The sequence below is a fragment of the Streptomyces sp. 3MP-14 genome (assembly GCF_006334905.2).
Lineage (GTDB): Bacteria > Actinomycetota > Actinomycetes > Streptomycetales > Streptomycetaceae > Streptomyces > Streptomyces triticirhizae.
This window is the reverse complement of the sequence record NZ_VDLZ02000008.1, coordinates 257,013-273,474: the sequence shown is the minus strand read 5'-3', so window position 1 is coordinate 273,474 and position 16,462 is coordinate 257,013. Positions and strand designations below refer to the sequence as shown.

General features: G+C 74.6%; 11 protein-coding genes. 1 reads left to right on the top strand and 10 read right to left on the bottom strand.

Translation table 11 applies throughout. The features are described from left to right. Positions 1-46 precede the first annotated feature (46 nt). From FH609_RS15835 to FH609_RS15790, 10 genes are all read right to left on the bottom strand, one after another. Complete coding sequence (locus tag FH609_RS15835) at positions 47-3,043, bottom strand: helix-turn-helix transcriptional regulator (protein WP_226961701.1); 2,997 nt, start codon at positions 3,041-3,043, stop codon at positions 47-49. 152 nt (positions 3,044-3,195) lie between these two features. Then, positions 3,196-3,381 (bottom strand): hypothetical protein, encoded by a 186-nt coding sequence (locus FH609_RS15830; protein ID WP_139667973.1) that lies wholly within the window; start codon positions 3,379-3,381, stop codon positions 3,196-3,198. A 292-nt stretch (positions 3,382-3,673) separates the two neighbouring features. Continuing rightward, positions 3,674-5,182, bottom strand: coding sequence for an Asp-tRNA(Asn)/Glu-tRNA(Gln) amidotransferase subunit GatB (gene gatB, locus FH609_RS15825; protein WP_139667971.1), 1,509 nt, complete (start codon positions 5,180-5,182; stop codon positions 3,674-3,676). 90 nt (positions 5,183-5,272) lie between these two features. Continuing rightward, complete coding sequence (locus FH609_RS15820; RefSeq protein WP_139667969.1) at positions 5,273-5,500, bottom strand: hypothetical protein; 228 nt, start codon at positions 5,498-5,500, stop codon at positions 5,273-5,275. Continuing rightward, positions 5,497-6,990, bottom strand: a complete 1,494-nt coding sequence (gatA, locus tag FH609_RS15815) for an Asp-tRNA(Asn)/Glu-tRNA(Gln) amidotransferase subunit GatA (RefSeq protein ID WP_139667967.1) — start codon at positions 6,988-6,990, stop codon at positions 5,497-5,499. The genes FH609_RS15820 and gatA overlap by 4 nt, the downstream gene beginning before the upstream one ends. 5 nt (positions 6,991-6,995) lie before the next feature. Next, the gene (gene gatC / locus FH609_RS15810) at positions 6,996-7,292 is read right to left on the bottom strand and encodes an Asp-tRNA(Asn)/Glu-tRNA(Gln) amidotransferase subunit GatC (RefSeq protein ID WP_139667965.1); all 297 of its coding nucleotides are present in this window, start codon (positions 7,290-7,292) and stop codon (positions 6,996-6,998) included. A 1,619-nt stretch (positions 7,293-8,911) separates the two neighbouring features. Next, complete coding sequence (locus tag FH609_RS15805) at positions 8,912-10,969, bottom strand: putative bifunctional diguanylate cyclase/phosphodiesterase (protein WP_139667962.1); 2,058 nt, start codon at positions 10,967-10,969, stop codon at positions 8,912-8,914. A gap of 216 nt (positions 10,970-11,185) precedes the next feature. Beyond that, positions 11,186-13,540 carry an NAD-dependent DNA ligase LigA gene (gene ligA / locus FH609_RS15800; protein WP_405378964.1) on the bottom strand — a complete coding sequence of 785 codons (2,355 nt, stop codon included), beginning with the start codon at positions 13,538-13,540 and terminating at the stop codon, positions 11,186-11,188. A 51-nt stretch (positions 13,541-13,591) separates the two neighbouring features. Then, positions 13,592-14,557: a methionine synthase gene (locus tag FH609_RS15795; RefSeq protein ID WP_405378970.1), complete on the bottom strand. Its 966-nt coding sequence runs from the start codon at positions 14,555-14,557 to the stop codon at positions 13,592-13,594. A gap of 184 nt (positions 14,558-14,741) precedes the next feature. Further along, complete coding sequence (locus FH609_RS15790; RefSeq protein ID WP_139667956.1) at positions 14,742-15,431, bottom strand: SDR family oxidoreductase; 690 nt, start codon at positions 15,429-15,431, stop codon at positions 14,742-14,744. Between the two features lie 43 nt (positions 15,432-15,474). Between FH609_RS15790 and FH609_RS15785 the strand changes: the two genes are divergently transcribed. After that, entirely contained in the window at positions 15,475-16,281 is an 807-nt protein-coding gene (locus FH609_RS15785; RefSeq protein ID WP_139667954.1) for a carbon-nitrogen hydrolase family protein, read from the top strand. The last annotated feature ends 181 nt before the right edge of the window (positions 16,282-16,462 follow it).

Below are 16,462 nucleotides of genomic sequence, written 5' to 3'. Positions count from 1 at the left end.
CGGCCGGCCGCGTTCGCGCCCAGGTCGGCCCAGGCATCCGGGTTGCCTAGGCCAGCGGGACCAGACGGAGGCGGTGGGCGACGGCGGCGGCCTCCCCCCGGGTGGTCACCTCCAACTTGGCGAGGATGCGGGAGACGTGGACGCTCGCCGTCTTGGGCGACATGTACAGCTCCTCGGCTATCTGACGGTTGCTGCGGCCGGCCGCGACCAGCTCCAGCACGTCGCGCTCCCGCCGGGTCAGCCCGAAGGGCTGCGCCTTGGGCTCGGGCCTCGCCTCGGGCTCCGCCGTGAGGTCGAGCCGGGCCCGCTGGGCCAGCCGCGCCACCCGCTCCCCCAGCGGCGCGGCGCCCAGCCGTTCGACCAACTCCCGGGCCGCGCCGAGCTGTTCGGCGGCCTGCCGGCGGCCGTCCGGATCGCCGCCGGCGAGCAGCGCCTCGCCCCAGCCGTAGCGCGCCTCGGCCAGGTGGTAGGGCAGCTCGAACGGGGTCAGCGCGGCCACCGCCTCCGCCCACTGGTCCGGGGTGTCGCGTCCCTCGGCCCGGGCCAGCTGCACGTTGACCAGGGCGCCGAACGCCTCGCGGATCGGCAGGTCGCGCGGGAGCCGGCGGGCCAGGGCGCGGATCTCGCCGATGGCCGCCGCCCGGCCCTCGGCGGAGCCGGGCAGGCCCCGGCCCTCGGCCTCGGCCGTGGCGACGGCGAAGGCCAGGCCCCAGGCCAGCAGCGATGAGCCGAAGTACGAGACCAGCGGCAGCGAGGAGCGCAGGATCTCGCGCGCCTCCAGCGGGCGGCCGCGTGCCACCGCGAGGTCCACCCGGAGCCGGGACAGCTCCCAGTGGAAGAGGTCGGGCGTCGCCATCCCCTCGGCCCTGGCCAGCGCGGCCCCGGCCTGGGCCTCGGCCAGCGCCAGGTCTCCGCGCAGCACCGCGAGCAGGCCGGTGAGCACCCGGCTGACCTGGCGGTTGTGGGCGTTGCTGGCGTGCCGGGTGGCCAGTTCGAGGGCGGCCTCCGCCTCCGGCCAACGGCCCAGCATGGTGAGGGCGAACGCCTCGTTGGCCCGCAGCCAGCTGATGGTCTCCACCAGCCCGTACCGATCGGCCAACTCGACGCTCTCGGCTATCTGTTCCAGTGCCCGCTCGAACTGGCCCGAGTCGAGCAGAACCGCCCCCAGGTTGACCAGACAGCGGCCCAGCAGGGCCACCTCGCCGCGCCGCAGCACCGTCTCCAGGACGGCCGTCATCCGCTCCACGCCGCCGGCGCTGTCGCCCGCGTCGGCCTGGAGGGTGGCCAGGGTGTAGCGGGCGTACAGCTCGGTGCCGGTGGCCCCGACCAGCCGGGCCAGCTCGACCGCGCGCTCGGCGACCTCAAGCACCTCGGGGTCGGGCCCCTGCTTGGACCGCATCGCGGCCTCCAGGGCGAGCACCCGCGCGTGCACCTCGGACGGCGGCAGCCCGCGCAGCAGCTCCTGGGCCCGCCGCAGCTCGGCCCAGCCGTCCCCGCCCATCAGCCGGCCGGCCATCCCGGCGCGCTGTGCCCAGAACCAGGCGGCGTGCAGGGGCCGTTCGGCCGGGTCGACCTCGCGCAGTGCCCGGCGGCAGAGCGCCATGGCGCGCTCCTCCTCGCCGGCGAGCGTGGCGGCTATCGCCGCCTCGGCCATCAGGTCCGCCCAGCCCACCGGCCCGCCGGCGCCGGACGCCGGATAGCCCCAGATCGGCTGGGCCGGCCGCAGCCCGGCCCGCGCCTCCTCGCCCACCGCGTCCCACAGCTCGATGGCCCGTTCCAGCAGCCGCAGTTGCTCCGCGTTGGCGAAGCGGCGGCCGGCCGCCACCGCCGCCGCCAGCACCGCCGGCAGCGCCCTGGCCCGGTCGCCCGCGTGGTACCAGTGACTCGCCAGCCTGGTGGGCAGCTCGTCCGCCGGGACCAGCTCCGGCTCGGCCTCCAGGGCCTGCGCGTAGCGGCGGTTGAGCCGGGCGCGCTCGCCCGGCAGCAGATCGTCGGCGACGGCCTCCCGGGTGAGCGCGTGCCGGAAGCGGTACCCGTCCCCGTCCTCCGTGGCCACCAGCAGCCGGGCCCCGACCGCGACCCGCAGGGCGGCCAGCAGCTCCTGCTCCGGCAGCCCGGCGACCCGCGCGATCAGCTCGTGCTCCACGGACGAGCCGCCCTCGGCGACCGCCCGCAGCACGTCCTGCACCGGCTCGTCCAGCGCCTCGACCCGCACCAGCAGCAGGTCCCGCAGCGTCTCCGGCAGGTCCCCGTACGGCGGCCCGCCGGCCGTCAACTCCTCGACGAAGAACGGGTTCCCCTCCGTGCGTTGGAAGACCGACCTGGCCCGGTCGGCCTCCGCGGGCCCGCCCAGGATGCCGGCCATCTGGGCGGCGACCTCCTGGCCGCTGAGCCGGCCCAACTCGATCCGGTGCACCGTCCGCAGCCGGTCGAGCTCGGCCAGGAAGGGGCGCAGCGGATGGCGTCGGTGCAGGTCGTCGGTGCGGTAGCTGACCAGGACCAGCAGCCGGGCCGCCCGCACCGAGCGCACGTAGTAGGCCAGCAGCTCCCTGGTGGAGCGGTCGGCCCAGTGCAGGTCCTCGAAGACCAGGACCAGCGTGCGGTGTTGGGCCAGGCGCTCCAGCAGCCGGGTGAGCAGCTCGAAGAGGCGGGCCCGGTCCAGCGCGTCCCCGTCCACGGGGGCCGCGCCGCTTGGCTCGCCCAGCTCGGGCAGCAGCCGGGCCAGCTCGGCGCGCCGCTCGCCGGCCGCCTCGACCAGCTCGTCGCCAACCTGCCGGTGCAGCGACCGCAGCAACGCGGCGACGGGGGCGAACGGCAGCCCGTCGGCGCCGAGTTCGACGCCGGCGCCCACGGCGGTCAGCGCGCCGGCGCCGGCCGCCCGGGCGAGGAACTCCTCCAGCAGCCGGGTCTTGCCGACGCCGGCCTCGCCGCCGAGGACCGCCGCCTGCGGCGTCCCGGCGTCGGCCGCCTCCAGCAACGACGCCAGAGTCTCCGACTCGCTCTTCCGCCCCACGAACACGGGGCTCACGCTGCGTGTTTCCACGGGGACGAGGATGACACAGGGTACTGACAGCGCGGTATCCGTTCTGCCTTGGGCCAACGCCTTTCCGGCCGGTTCCGCCCCGGTAGCGGCCAACTCCACTCCGTTCCCGGCCGGTTGCGCCCGGGGCGCGGGAGGCGCGGCCGGCGCCTGGGTCACGAGGCGGTGGTCCAGCCGGGCGTTGTCCCCCGGGGCGTGCGCCGGGCGCGCAGGCGCCACAGTCGCCAGGCACGGCGGTCCGACCGCGCCGCCCGGCGGGGCAGGCGCGCCGCCTGACGGTGCCGCCGCGCCGCGCGCTCCAGCTCGGCCGCGCGCTGCCGGTGCAGTTCGTACTCCATCATGGTGGGCTCCTCAGGGGCTCGGGGCGTCTCAGGACTCGGGATCGTGGTGCGGAGTGGTCCGGTGTGGTCCGCCGTGGTCCGGTGCGGACCGGGGTGCGCCGGCCGCCGCCGGAAACCCCGTTGACCTCCACGATCCGCGCTCAGGTGCCCCGCCCACATCGGGCAACCGCCCCCCTCCCGCACGCCCGTTCGCCTTACCCACGCCGAGGCCCCCGACGTCGGATGACGTCGGGGGCCTTAGTTCGAGCCCCGGGGGGCCTTAGGCAGACGGGCCGGCCCGTCCGAGGAGCCGCTACTCGGCGACGCCGAGCCGCTCCAGGATCAGCTGCCGCGCCCTGGCCGCGTCGGCCTGGCCCCTGGTGGCCTTCATCACCGCGCCCACCAGGGCGCCGGCGGCCGCCACCTTGCCGGCCCGCACCTTGTCCGCGACGGCGGCGTTGGCCTCGATGGCCTCGTCCACCGCCTTGCCCAGCGCGCCCTCGTCGGAGACGATCCGCAGGCCGCGCTTCTCGACCACGGCGTCGGGGTCGCCCTCGCCGGCGAGCACGCCCTCGATGGCCTGCCGGGCCAGCTTGTCGTTGAGCGCGCCCTCGGCGACCAGGGCCGTGACCCGCGCCACCTGCGCCGGCGTGATGGGCAACGCGGCCAGTTCCACGCCCTGTTCGTTGGCGCGGCGGGCCAGCTCGCCCATCCACCACTTGCGCGCCGCCGCCGGCTCGGCGCCCGCCTCGACGGTCGCCACGATCAGCTCGACCGCGCCCGCGTTGAGCACCGACTGCATCTCGTGCGCGGAGATGCCCCACTGCTCGCGCAGTCGGTTCCGCCGCGCCAGCGGCAGCTCCGGCAGCCCGGCGCGCAGCTCCTCGACCCACTCCCGGGCCGGGACGACCGGCACCAGATCCGGCTCGGGGAAGTAGCGGTAGTCCTCCGCTTCCTCCTTGACCCGGCCCGATGTGGTGGTGCCGTTCTCCTCGTGGAAGTGGCGGGTCTCCTGCACGATCGTGCCGCCGGCGTCCAACACGGCGGCGTGCCGCTGCACCTCGAAGCGGACGGCGCGCTCCACGCTGCGCAGGGAGTTGACGTTCTTGGTCTCGCTGCGGGTGCCGAACGTCTCGCGGCCGTGCGGGCGGAGCGAGAGGTTGACGTCGCAGCGCAGCTGGCCCATCTCCATCCGGGCCTCGGAGACGCCCAGCGCCCTGATCAGCTCGCGCAGCTCGGCGACATAGGCGCGCGCCACCTCGGGGGCGCGCGCACCGGCGCCCTCGATCGGCCGGGTGACGATCTCGATCAGCGGGATACCGGCCCGGTTGTAGTCGAGCAGCGAGTGCGAGGCGCCGTGGATGCGGCCGGTCGCGCCGCCGACATGGGTGGACTTGCCGGTGTCCTCCTCCATGTGGGCGCGCTCGATGCCGACCCGGAAGACCTCGCCGTCGGCGAGCTGCACGTCCAGATAGCCGTTGAACGCGATGGGCTCGTCGTACTGCGAGGTCTGGAAGTTCTTCGGCATGTCCGGATAGAAGTAGTTCTTCCGGGCGAAGCGGCACCACTCGGCGATCTCGCAGTTGAGCGCCAGGCCGATCCGGATGGCGGACTCCACGCCCATCGCGTTGACCACCGGCAGCGCGCCGGGCAGGCCGAGGCAGGTCGGGCAGGTCTGCGCGTTCGGGTCGGCGCCGAGGGTGGTGGCGCAGCCGCAGAACATCTTGGTCTTGGTGCCCAGCTCGACATGGACCTCCAGGCCCATGACGGGGTCGTAGGACGCCAACGCGTCCTCGTACGACACCAGTTCGGTGACGGTCACGGGGTGTACCTCTCGGATGGTCGGGAGCGCCCAGTCCCTGTGTCGCTCGCTACGTCGGTCACAGCGTCGGTCGCTGCCTCACTCACAGCGTCAGTCACCGGGAACGCCGCCGCCGTCCTGGTTCATGCGGCGCAGCTCGCGCGCGAGCAGGGCGACGCCGGTGGCGATGGCGGCGGCGGAGACCACGGCGTCCACCAGCCGCAGGCTGTCCTGCTCCTCCCGGGCCTCGCGCAGCTGCCTGACGACGCCGAACGCGCCGAACAGCGAACTGCCGATGGACAGGTACGTCCCCACCTTGGACTTCGGCTTCTTGCTCACAGCGCCGGTACCTCCTCGATAATCGGGTGCCCCCAGCGTGCCTGGAACGCGGCCTCGACGGCCGCTCCGACGCGGTACAGCCGGTCGTCGGCCATCGCGGGGGCGATGATCTGGAGGCCGACCGGGAGGCCGTCCTCGGGGGCGAGACCGCAGGGCAGCGACATGGCGGCGTTCCCCGCGAGGTTGACCGGGATGGTGCACAGGTCGGCCCGGTACATCGCCATCGGGTCGTCGGCGCGCTCGCCGATCGGGAACGCGGTGGTCGGCGTCGTCGGCGAGACCAGCACGTGCACGTCGGCGAAGGCCCGCTCGAAGTCCCTGGCCACCAGGGTGCGGACCTTCTGGGCGCTGCCGTAGTAGGCGTCGTAGTAGCCGGAGGAGAGCGCGTAGGTGCCGAGCATCACGCGGCGCTTCACCTCGGGGCCGAAGCCGGCCTCCCGGGTCAGCGAGGTGACCTCCTCGGCCGAACGGGTCCCGTCGTCGCCGATCCGCAGCCCGTAGCGCATGGCGTCGAACCTGGCCAGGTTCGACGAGCACTCCGAGGGCGCGATCAGGTAGTAGGCGGCCAGCGCCAGGTCGAACGAGGGACAGGACACCTCGACCACCTCGGCGCCCAACTCCCGCAGCAGCGCGACCGACTCGTCGAACCGCTGGAGCACCCCGGCCTGGTACCCCTCGCCCCGGAACTCCTTGACCACGCCGATCCGCAGGCCCGCCACCGAGCCGTTCCGCGCGGCCTCGACCACGTCGGGCACGGGCGCGTCGATGGACGTCGAGTCCAGCGGGTCGTGCCCGGCGATCACCTGGTGCAGCAGCGCCGCGTCCAGCACGGTGCGGGCGCAGGGCCCGCCCTGGTCGAGCGAGGAGGAGAACGCCACCATGCCGTAACGGGAGACCCCGCCGTAGGTGGGCTTGACGCCGACGGTGCCGGTGACGGCCGCCGGCTGGCGGATGGAGCCGCCGGTGTCGGTGCCGATGGCCAGCGGCGCCTGGAACGACGCCAGCGAGGCGGCCGAACCGCCGCCGGAGCCGCCGGGGATGCGGGTGAGGTCCCACGGGTTGCCCGTCGGGCCGAACGCGCTGTTCTCCGTGGAGGAGCCCATCGCGAACTCGTCCATGTTGGTCTTGCCGAGGATCACGACGCCGGCGTCCTTGAGGCGGCGGGTGACCGTCGCGTCGTAGGGCGGAATCCAACCCTCCAGGATCTTCGAGCCGACGGTGGTCGGCACGCCCTCGGTGGTGAAGATGTCCTTAAGCGCCAGCGGGACGCCGGCCAGCGGGCCGAGCCGCTCGCCGGCGGCGCGCCGCTCGTCGACCGCCCTGGCCTGGGCGAGGGCACCCTCGCGGTCGACGTGGAGGAAGGCGTGCACCTTCTCGTCCACGGCCTCGACGCGGGCGAGGTGCGCCTCGGTGACCTCGACGGAGCTGACCGAGCCCGCCGCGATCTCGGCCGCCAACTCGGCGGCGGTGAGCCGGATCAGGTCTGCCATCTCGCTCACTCCTCCCCCAGGATCTGGGGCACCTTGAAACGCTGCTGCTCCTGCGCCGGCGCGCCGGAGAGGGCCTGCTCAGGGGTGAGCCCCCGGCGCACCTCGTCGGGGCGCATCACATTGGTGAGCGGCAGCGGGTGGGAGGTCGGCGGAACGTCCTGGGCGGCGACGTCGGAGACGCGGGCGACCGCGCCGATGATGTCGTCGAGCTGTCCGGCGAAGTGGTCTAGCTCCTCGGCCGAAAGCTCCAGACGCGCCAGCCGGGCGAGGTGGGCGACCTCCTCGCGCGTGATGCCGGGCATGTGGCGATCCTCTTGCTCGTCGCGGGCTGGTTCTCGAAGGTGGTTCTCGACGGTGGTTCTCGAAGGCGACGGGGCCGACGGGTCCGTCGCGCTGACGGACACCGGGCGGGCCGCGAGGCGGCCCGGCGGCCACGCGGTGGACCGGCGATCCCGTGTGCGCCCAATCCTAGGACGCGGCACTGACTGCCCGCGCACGGCTTTCCCCTGGCGGGGTGCCTCGGGACCGCCCCTGCGGGGCGGGCGTCCGGTCGGCCGCTGGTGAGGTTGGGTGGCGGGGGGGGCTTGGGGGGCGTTGTTTTTTTGGGGGCGATGGTTAGGGCTGCGGCCGGAGGGAGGCGACGGGTCGGACGGTCCGCTGGAGCTGGTTACGGTGCGGTGTCCGAACGGGCAGTGGGGCGGCCGTGGTGGACGGTGGAACGGTCCGGGGACGCCGGTTCGGTGGACGGTGGAACGGTCCGGGCAACGGGCCTGTGTCCGGCGGCGCCGGTTGGAGGCCGCCTCGGGGGACGCCTCGTCGAGACGGTTCCGGAGCACCGGCCCCGTCGGTCCCTTGGGCCAGTCCGGCACGAGCCGTTCCCATGGGGCCGGACGGCCCGGGGCGGCTCGCTGGGGCGCGGTCGAGCCGTTCGGCGAGACCCCGGCCTCGACACCCTGAACGACCCCACGGCAGAAACCAGTTCGCGCCGCGCCCGCCCTTCCGGGCGGTACAACCACCCATCGGCCAAGCCGTCCCGACGCAACGACCGCCGCCCGCCCGTACGGCAACCCCCGTACCACTCCCGCCGGCGGCGCCGCGTCCCGCGACCACTCCGGGGACCCACCCTCCAACCCAGCGGTGCAGCCACGCATCCCACACCAACCCCGCCCAGTCGCGCCCTAATGCGCCCCGCCCCGCAGTGCAGCGCAGCCCCGGCCCTCCCGGCCCACTGCCGCGCCGGGCACCCATCTCCCGCCGGCAGGGCACGACCTCGCCAAGCCGGAGGCCCCGCATCGACACCGCTCGGCGCGACCACCCCCTAAGACCGCCGCCCCGCCCCGCATTGCGGCACAGCCCGCACCGATCCCGGCTCACAGGTCCCAACGACCGCCGCACAGGTCCCAACGACCGCCGCTCGCCGGCACAGACACCCGGCCACGCGACCAGCACCGATCCCGCCCCGCCCCGCCCCGCAACCGAGCGGCCCCACCCTCTCGCCAGCGGCACAGACACCCAGCCCAGCCGGCCGGGCCCCAATGACCGCCGTCTCACCCGGCATTTCGGCGCAGCCACCCGGTCAGCGCCGAGTCCGCTCAGCCAGGGCCGACAACCACCGCCCATGCGGCGCAGCCCACACCGTTCCTGGCTCGGCGGATCACAGCCCGCCCCGCCCCGCCGCGCAAAGCAACGCAACGCAACGCAACGCAACCGAGCGGCCGCACCCACCCGCCAGCGGCGCAGCCACCAAGCCACTCGGCCGTCACTAGCCCCACCCCACCAGGCCCAATGACCACCCTCCGCCGGCGCAGCCATCCACCCCACCGGGCCCAACCATTACCGCTCGCGCGGCGCAGCCGCGCGGTGGCACCCGCGGACACCGCCGCCGCCGGCGGCGGAGCCGCCCGGCGGCTCCGGGAAGAACTCACCGTGGGAGCGGCTCCGCCGTCTCCGGGGAGCGGGACTCCCTGGCGCGCAGCCAGGCCGTCGTCTCGGCGGCCGGCATGGCCGCCGAGACCAGCCAGCCCTGGACCGCGTCGCAGCCCAGGTCGCGCAGCCGTTCCCAGGTCTCGTCGTCCTCGACGCCCTCCGCGACGACGAGCAGGTCGAGCGAGTGCGCCAGGTCGATCGTGCAGCGCACGATCTCCGCGTCCTCGGCGTCGGCGACCAGGCGGCCGACGAAGGAGCGGTCGATCTTCAACTCGCTGACCGGCAACCGGCGGAGGTGGACCAGGGAGGAGTAGCCGGTGCCGAAGTCGTCCAGGGACATCCGCACGCCGTGCCCGGTCAGGGCGGCGAGGGTGTCGGACGCGTGGCGCGGGTCCTCCAGCATGACGTGTTCGGTGATCTCCAGTTGGAGCGCGTCCGGCGGGACGCGGTGGCGGGCGAGTCGGGCGGCGACGGCGCCGGCGAAGCCGGGTGAGAGGACGTCGCGCGGCGAGACGTTGACGGCGACCGGAACGGTGAGCCCGGCCCGGCGCCAGCGGCCGACCTGGCCGAGGGCCGTCTCCAGCACGTACTCGGTGAGCCGGGGCATCAGCCCCGACGCCTCGGCGATGGCGATGAACTCGTCGGGGGCGACCCGCCCGCGCTCCGGATGGTGCCAGCGCACCAGCGCCTCAAGGCCGGCGACGGCGCCGTCGAAGCGGACCTTCGGCTGGTAGTGCAGTTCCACCTCGCCGGCCTCCAGGGCGCGGCGCAGGTCGCCCAACAGGGCGAGCCGGTCGGGGGTGTTGCCGTCCCTGCTGGCCTCGTAGACCTCGACGCCGGTGCGGTCGCGCTTGGCCAGGTACATCGCGACGTCGGCGCGGCGCAGCAGTCCCTCGGCCTCGGGCGCGTGTTCGGGGAAGACGGCGACGCCGGCGCTGGCCTCCATGAGCAGGCTGAGGCCGTCGAGTTCGAGCGGCGCGTCGAGGGCGCCGATGAGCAGGCGGGCGGTGCGTTGGGCGGCGGTGGCCGAGCCGGCGTGCGGCAGCAGCACGGCGAACTCGTCGCCGCCGAGGCGGGCGACCTGGGCGCCGGCCGGGAGCCGGGCCCGCACCCGGTCGGCGATCAGCAACAGCAGCCGGTCGCCTGTGAGATGGCCCAATGTGTCGTTGACCGATCGGAAGCTGTCGAGGTCGATCAGGATCAGGCCGACCCGGCGCCGCTCGCCGGCCGCCTCGGCCAGTACCTCCGCCGTGCGGGTCAGCAGCCACTGCCGGTTGGGCAGCCCGGTGAGCGGGTCGAGCAGCTGGTCCTCGGCGCGTGCGGTGGCCATCCGGAACGTGGAGTCCACGGCGATCAACGGCACCGCGAAGAGCGGCAGCAGCCCCGGCGCGGTCTCGGCGACGACGGCGGTCAGCGGGGCGATCCCCAGCAGGGCGAGCGCGACGACCAGCTGACGCGACCAGCAGAAGCCGCCGAACAGCGAGGCGCCGCCCGGGCGTTGTCCGTTCAGGCCGGACAGGACGTGGCTGACGAGGATGTGGGCGAAGCCGGCCAGCAGCAGTTGGGGCAGCGTCGCCAGGTCCCACTCGCTGGGCTGCCAGGGGCGTTCGACGCTGGGCGTGGTGCCGAAGCAGGCGAGCACCAGGGCGCCGGCCCCGATGCCGTGGACGCCGACGGCGCCGTGCCACAGCGCGGCGCGCGCCCAGGTGGGACGGGCGGCGGCGACCAGGCCGGCGATGGCGACGACGACCAGCACGGCCGGCAGCCAGCCGTGCACCAGCAGGGCGGAGAGCGCCACGGCACAGCCGGCGCTGCTGCCGCCGTTGAGGCGCCGGTCGGCGAGGGCCAGTTGGGCCGCGACCAGCAGGGCGAGGATGGCGAACCCCCAGCCCACGCGGTCGCCGGGGAAGAGTCCCCGGCCGTCGCCCAGCGCCGAGGCGATGCCGCCGGCGGTCATCAGCACGGCGGTGCCGACCACGGCGGCGCGGCCCCAGCGGCGCGGCGCGGGCAGGCCACGCCGCGAGGTCGTTCTCACCCTCGGGGTGGACAGCATGGCGGGAACCTCTCACGGCGGCTCGACCCGCTCGCCGATGGGACGGGCGGGCGGGTCCTGCCCACCCTAGGCGGCCAACGGCCGTCGGCGGCAGGGAACTTGACGGGTTGCCGAAAGCGACCCGGCGCGTTCTAGTCCCCTGGTATATGCCGCGCGCCGGGGTGGTACATGCTTGCTCCGGGCTCCCGATCGCGCGCCACCGCCCGCGCGCCACCGTCAGGCGGCGTCCTGACCGCCGTCCTCGTCGCCGTCATCGCCGCCGCCCTTCCGCGCCTTCGCCGCCTTCCCTGACTTCCTCGCCTTCCCCGGTGACCCCGACTTCGCGCCCCTGCCCGAGGCCGCCACCTCCGACGTCGCCCCCTCCGACTCCGCCGCCGCCCCCGCCTCGGCCGGCTCGGCCGCCTCGGCCGCCTCCTCCGGCTCGGCCGGTCGCACCGCGACCGCGCGGGCCGCGTCCGGCCCCTCTTCGAGCAGCACCCCGAAGCCGGCCTCGTCGAGCACCGGCACCTTCAGCTGCATGGCCTTGTCGAACTTCGAACCGGGGCTTTCCCCAACCACCACAAAATCCGTCTTCTTGGAGACAGATCCGGTCACCTTCGCGCCCTGGGTGCGCAGCGCGTCCTGCGCGCCGTCCCGCGTCCAGCCGGCGAGGGTGCCCGTCACCACGGCCGTGACGCCCGCCAACGGGCGCGGCGCCTCGTCCCGTTCGCCCGACTCGGCCAGCCGCACCCCGGCGGCCCGCCAGCGCTCCACGATCTCCCGGTGCCAGTCCACCGCGAACCAGTCCTTGAGCGAGGCGGCGATCGTCGGCCCCACGCCCTCGGTGGCCGCCAGCTCCTCCTCGCTCGCCTCGGCGATCCGGTCCAGCGAGCGGAACTCCCTGGCCAGCGCCTCGGCGGCGACCGGCCCCACATGCCGGATGGAGAGCCCGGCGATGATCCGGGCCAGCGGCCGCTCCTTCGCCGCGCGGATCGACTCCAGCATGGCCAGCGCGTTCTTCTTCGGCTCGCCCTGCTGGTTGGCGAAGAACGTCACCACCTTGGGCTCGCCGGTCTCCGGATCGGTCTTGGGCAGCCCGGTGTCCTGGTCCAGCACGTAGGAACGGATCGGCAGCAGCTCCTCCACCGTCAGCTCGAAGAGGCGGCCCTCGTCCCGCAGCGGCGGCTCGGCCGGCTCCAGCGGCTGGGTGAGCGCGGTGGCCGCGACATAGCCGAAGTGGTCGATGTCCAGGCAGCGCCGCCCCGCCAGATAGAAGATCCGCTCCCGCAACTGCGCCGGGCAGGAACGGGCGTTGGGGCAGCGCAGGTCGATGTCCCCCTCCTTCATGGGCATCAGCGCGGTGCCGCACTCGGGGCACTCGGTCGGCATCACGAACTCCCGCTCGCTGCCGTCCCGCAGGTCGGCGACCGGGCCGAGGATCTCCGGGATGACGTCGCCCGCCTTGCGCAGCGCCACCGTGTCCCCGATGAGCACGCCCTTGGCCTTGACCACCTGCTGGTTGTGCAGGGTGGCGAACTCCACCTCGGAACCGGCCACCGTGACCGGCTCGACCACCGCATAGGGCGTGACCCGGCCGGTGCGGCCCACGCCGACGCGGATGTCGACCAGCCTGGTGTTGACCTCCTCCGGCGGGTACTTCCAGGCGATGGCCCAGCGCGGGGCGCGCGAGGTGTGGCCGAGGCGGCCCTGGAGCGGGATCTCGTCCAGCTTGACGACCACGCCGTCGATCTCGTGCTCCACCGCGTGCCGGTGCTCGCCGTAGTACGCGATGAACTCCCGCACGCCCGCCAGCGAGGTGACCACCCTGCTGGCGCGGGCCGTGGGCAGGCCCCACCCGGCCAGCAGCTCGTACGCCTCGGAGAGCCGGGCGATGTCGAAGCCCTCGCGGGCGCCGATGCCGTGCACCACCATCTGGAGCGGGCGGCTCGCGGTGACCTTCGGGTCCTTCTGGCGGAGCGAACCGGCCGCCGCGTTCCTCGGGTTGGCGAACGGCTTCTCCCCGGCGGCGACCAGCCGCTCGTTCAACTCCTCGAAGCGCTCCATCGGGAAGAAGACCTCGCCCCTGATCTCCACCAGCGCCGGCACCCGCTCCCCCAGCAGGCGGTTGGGCACCTCGCGGATGGTGCGGACGTTGGGCGTGATGTCCTCCCCGGTGCGGCCGTCGCCCCGGGTGGCCGCGCGGGTCAACCGGCCGTGCTCGTACGTGAGGTTGACCGCGAGGCCGTCGACCTTCAGCTCGCACAGGAAGTGGTGGGGGATGCCGGTCAGCTCGTCGGCGACCCGCTGCTCCCAGGCGGCCAGCTCCTCGTCGTCGAACGCGTTGTCCAGCGACAGCATCCGCTCCCGGTGCTCGACGGAGGTGAACTCCGTCTCGTACGTCCCCGCGACCTGCTGGGTCGGCGAGTCCGGGGTGCGCAGCGCCGGGTGCTCCTCCTCCAGCGCCTGAAGCTCCCGCAGCAGCGCGTCGAACTGCGCGTCGCTGATGATCGGGGTCTTCACGTAGTAACGGAAGCGGTGCTCCTCGACCTGCTCGGCCAGGCGGGCATGTCGCTCGCGGGCCTGGGAAGGCACCGACGACTCGTCTTCCAGGGGGCGTTCGCCAGCCACAGTCCTGCTCTCCCGTCACTCAGGGTTGTCCGCGAGGGATCTCGCCGCCCGGACGCAGTGCGCCAACGCGGCCCGCGCATACGCCGGTGACGCGCCCGCGAGCCCGCAGGACGGGGTGACCACGACGGACTCCGCGAGGAGCCCGGGCGACAGCCCCAGCCTGCGCCAAAGCGACCTGACGGGAGTGACAGTACCGGCCGGGTCTGACAATTCACCGAGGGCGACGCCCGCCCCAGGCAGCACCCCGGCGAACAGCGCGACCCCGCCCTCCACGGCCTCCCCGATCGCCTCGTCGTCACGTTCGGTGAGCAGGCTCAGATCGCAGGAGACCGCCCGCGCGCCCGCCCGGCGCAGCAGCGCGAACGGAACCCCCGGCGCGCAACAGTGCACCACCGTCGGTGCCTCGCCCGCGACTTCGACCAGGCCGCGCAGCGTCTCCTCCACCACCGCCCGGTCAACGGCGCGGTGGGTGCGGTAGCCGCTGGCGGTGCGCACCCGCCCCAGCAACACGGCCGGCAGCGACGGCTCGTCGAACTGGGTGACCACCGTCGCGCCAGGCACCCGCCGCCGCAGTTCGGCCAGGTGCTCGCGCAGCCCCTCGGCCAGCGACTGGGCCAGGTCCCGGCAGGCCCCCTGATCGCCCAGCATCGCCTCGCCGTTGCGCCGTTCCAGCGCGGCGGCCAGCGACCAGGGGCCCACCACGGCGACCTTCAGCACGCCGTCGTAGCCCTGGGTGAACTCCTCGATCGCGTCCAGGTCCTCGCGCAGCCAGGCCCTGGCGCGCCGGGTGTCCCGTCCCGGCCGGTCCCCGATCCGCCAACCGCTCGGTTCGAGACGGGCGTACAGCTCGGCGAGCAGCCCCGTGGTGCGGCCCACCATGTCGGCGCCCGGGCCGCGCGCCGGCAGCTCCGGCAGGAACAGCAGCGAGTCCAGCTCCCCGGCGACCGTCCTGGCCGCCTCCCTGGCGTCCTCGCCCGGCATCGACCCGACCCCGGTGGCCGCCGCCTCGCCCCAGGGAAACGCCCGCGTGTTCTCGGTCACTCAGCCAACTCCGTCACATTCGTCACACCCGTCACACCCATCAACTCCGTTACGGAACCCACGTCCGTCACGCACGTCACGTCGGTCGTTCCCTCTCCCCCGCCCGGGCGGCCGCGCGCGGCGCTCAACCGACCGGGCGGACCTGGAGGTCGGTGACCTCGGCGTCGCGCGGCAGGTCGAGCGCGAGCAGCACGGTCGCGGCCACCGACTCGGGCGACATCCAGCGCTCCGGGTCGTAGTCGCGGCCCTCCTGCTGGTGCACCTTCCGCTGCATGGGCGTCGCGGTGCGGCCCGGGTAGACGGTGGTCACCCCGACGCCGTTCGCCCGTTCCTCCCCGCGCAGCGCGTCCGCCAGCGCGCGCAGCCCGTGCTTGCTGGCGGCGTACGCGCCCCAGCGCGGACTGGCGTTCAGCCCGGCGCCCGAGTTGACGAACACCACCCGGCCCTTGGCGACCCGCAGCTGGGGCAGCAGCAGCCGGGTCAGCTCGGCGGGGGCGACCAGGTTCGCGGCGAGCACCGACTGCCACACCTTCGGGGTCAGCTCGCCGATCTCGGCCAACTCCACGACGCCGGCGCAGTGCACCAGGCCGTCGATCCGGTCGGGCGGCGACTGGTGGCCCAGCGCCCAGGAGAGGCGCTCGGGCTCGGCGAGGTCGCCCACCAGCGTGTGCGCGCCCCCGAAACGCTCCCGAAGCTCCTTCGCGCGCCCCGCGTCCCGCGCCCAGAGCCACAACTCGTCCCCGCGCGCCAGCAGTTCCCGCGCCAGGGCGGCGCCGATGCCGGAGCCCGCCCCTGTGATCACATGTGTCGCCATAGCACCATGGTCCCCCAGGGCCGTCGAGGGAAGGACCCACCCCATGCGCATCGCGCTCAGCCAGCTGGCCGCCGGAGTCTCCCCCGAGGAGAACCTGCGCGCGGTCGTCGACCAGACGGAGCGGGCCGCCGGCCGGGGCGCGGAACTGGTGGTCTTTCCCGAGGCGACGATGGCGCGCTTCGGGGTGCCGCTGGCGCCGCTGGCCCAGCCGCTGGACGGCCCGTGGGCCAACGGGGTCCGCGAGGTGGCGGAACGGACCGGAACGCTGGTGGTCGCCGGCATGTTCACGCCGCACGAGGACGGCCGGGTGCGGAACACCCTGCTGATCACCGGCCGGGGCGTGGACACCCACTACGACAAGATCCACCTCTTCGACGCGTTCGACTTCGCCGAGTCGGCGACGGTGGCGCCGGGCGACCGCGTGGTGACGGCCGAGCCCGAGGGCGCGCCCGGGCTGACGCTCGGCTTCGCGACCTGCTACGACGTGCGCTTCCCCGACCTGTTCGGGGCCTTGGCCGACCGGGGCGCGCGGCTGGTGGTGCTGCCCGCCTCCTGGGGCGCCGGGCCGGGGAAGGTGGCCCAGTGGGAGGTGCTGGTGCGCGCGCGGGCGCTGGACTCGACCTGCTGGGTGCTGGCCGCCGACCAGGCCGACCCGGCGACGGTCGGCGAGCCGCCGGCGACCAGGGCGCCGACCGGCGTCGGCCACAGCATGGTGGTCTCGCCGCTGGGCGAGGTGACCGCGCGGCTGGCCGGGGAGCCGGGGCTGCTGCTGGCCGACGTGGACCCGGCCGCCGTCGAGGAGGCCAGGCGCGTTGTTCCGGTGCTGGCCAACCGCGTTGGGTTGCGGTGAGCCGATCGGCCCTGGGGGCCGATCGGCGGCGGGCCGCGCCTGCGGGGTGGGTCCCCTGCGGGGCGGCGTGGGGTGGCGCCCTGCCCGTGGGTGGGGTGGCGCCCGGACCGGTGGGTGGGTCCGGCCGTTGGGCATCCGCGGCGCCGTCGTGGGGTTTCTCCCACCCACCCGCCCTTGAGAC

What these genes read in the sequence shown, in the direction of transcription:
- FH609_RS15830 (WP_139667973.1), bottom strand. Translation starts at nt 3,381, where the DNA reads ATGATGGAGTACGAACTGCACCGGCAGCGCGCGGCCGAGCTGGAGCGC.
- gatA (WP_139667967.1), bottom strand. Translation starts at nt 6,990, where the DNA reads ATGGCAGACCTGATCCGGCTCACCGCCGCCGAGTTGGCGGCCGAGATC.
- gatC (WP_139667965.1), bottom strand. Translation starts at nt 7,292, where the DNA reads ATGCCCGGCATCACGCGCGAGGAGGTCGCCCACCTCGCCCGGCTGGCG.
- FH609_RS15805 (WP_139667962.1), bottom strand. Translation starts at nt 10,969, where the DNA reads ATGCTGTCCACCCCGAGGGTGAGAACGACCTCGCGGCGTGGCCTGCCC.
- FH609_RS15795 (WP_405378970.1), bottom strand. Translation starts at nt 14,557, where the DNA reads ATGCCGGGCGAGGACGCCAGGGAGGCGGCCAGGACGGTCGCCGGGGAG.
- FH609_RS15790 (WP_139667956.1), bottom strand. Translation starts at nt 15,431, where the DNA reads ATGGCGACACATGTGATCACAGGGGCGGGCTCCGGCATCGGCGCCGCC.
- FH609_RS15785 (WP_139667954.1), top strand. Translation starts at nt 15,475, where the DNA reads ATGCGCATCGCGCTCAGCCAGCTGGCCGCCGGAGTCTCCCCCGAGGAG.